This is a genomic window from Vibrio sp. Vb1574, assembly GCF_033338675.1.
On sequence record NZ_JAWOTC010000127.1, the window covers coordinates 1 to 1719 of the forward strand.

General features: G+C 47.4%; 1 protein-coding gene. It reads left to right on the top strand.

Annotated elements, in window-relative coordinates; all coding sequences use genetic code 11:
• Positions 1–121: 121 nt before the first annotated feature.
• On the top strand, positions 122–1719 hold a 1598-nt coding region (locus R7O12_RS24110; RefSeq protein WP_318126567.1), incomplete at its 3' end, for an acetolactate synthase 3 large subunit.

Sequence of the window (1719 nt, forward strand, 5' to 3'; positions counted from 1 at the left end):
CGCAAGACATAGCCGAAAACGTGGAAGTATTTCGATTAGGCTACGAATAAGACCTAGACTATGTAAAACCAGACCAAACCGTTGACCTTACGGTGTGGAATTCTGGGTAAGGAGAGCAATTATGACAGCAATGTTGTCAGGTGCAGAGATGGTGGTGCAATCTCTGATAGAGGAAAACGTAGAGCAGATCTTCGGTTATCCGGGTGGTTCCGTTTTGGATATCTATGATGCACTGCACGCAAAAACCGACCAAATTAAACACGTACTCGTAAGACACGAACAGGCTGCGACGCACATGGCTGATGGCTATGCTCGCGCAACAGGTAAGCCGGGTGTGGTACTGGTATGTTCAGGGCCTGGCGCAACCAATACCATTACCGGTATTGCAACGGCGTACATGGACTCCATCCCGATGATCGTGATTTCAGGGAACGTGCCAAACAGCCTGATTGGTAACGACGCTTTCCAAGAATGTGACATCGTGGGCGTCTCTCGTCCGGTAGTAAAACACAGCTTTTTGGTGAAAAAGGCGGAAGATATCCCTGAAACGATCAAAAAAGCCTTCTACATTTCAACAACGGGTCGTCCAGGGCCTGTTGTGATTGATTTGCCAAAAGATGTGATGAACCCGCAAATCAAACTGCCTTACCAATATCCAGAAAGCATTTCGATGCGTTCATACAAGCCAACCACTTCGGGTCATAAAGGCCAAATCAAGAAAGCGCTGAAGTTTTTGATTGAAGCGAAAAAACCTGTGCTTTATGTCGGTGGTGGCGCAGTCATTTCTGGTGCTCACGAACATATTTTAGAACTGGCAGACAAACTTAACCTGCCAGTTGTCAGTACCTTAATGGGCCTAGGTGCATTTCCGGGTACTCACAAAAACTCGCTTGGTATGTTGGGGATGCACGGTACTTACGAAGCCAATATGGCGATGCACGAAGCGGATCTGATCTTCGGTATTGGGGTGCGTTTTGATGACCGCACCACCAATAACCTTGAGAAGTACTGTCCAAATGCGAAAGTGATGCACATTGATATTGATCCGTCGTCGATCTCCAAAAACGTCAAAGTGGATCTTCCAATTGTAGGCTCTGCTGAAAAAGTACTGACTACTATGCTTGGTCTACTGGCAGAGCAAGATTGTGGCAACGATGAAGCGGCGATCACTAAGTGGTGGGATGATATTCAAGTGTGGCGCGATCGTCAGTGCTTGTCTTACGAAACGTCGTCGGATCGTATTAAGCCACAGCAAGTCATTGAAACACTGCACAAGCTAACCAATGGTGACGCGTATGTGGCGTCTGATGTAGGCCAGCACCAAATGTTTGCGGCGTTGTACTACCCATTCAACAAACCTCGCCGTTGGATCAATTCGGGTGGCTTGGGCACAATGGGCTTTGGTCTTCCTGCTGGTATGGGCGTTAAGTTCGCGATGCCTGAAGAAGAAGTGGTGGTGGTGACGGGTGATGGCAGTATCCAGATGAACATTCAGGAGCTATCGACGGCCATGCAGTACGATATTCCTGTGAAGATCATCAATCTGAATAACCGATTCCTCGGCATGGTAAAACAATGGCAAGACATAATTTATCAAGGTCGTCACTCTAATTCTTACATGAGTTCTGTTCCAGATTTTGCTGCGATTGCAGAAGCTTATGGTCACGTCGGTATTCGTATCGAAACGCCTGATCAGCTCGAAGAAGGGCTACAAAAAGC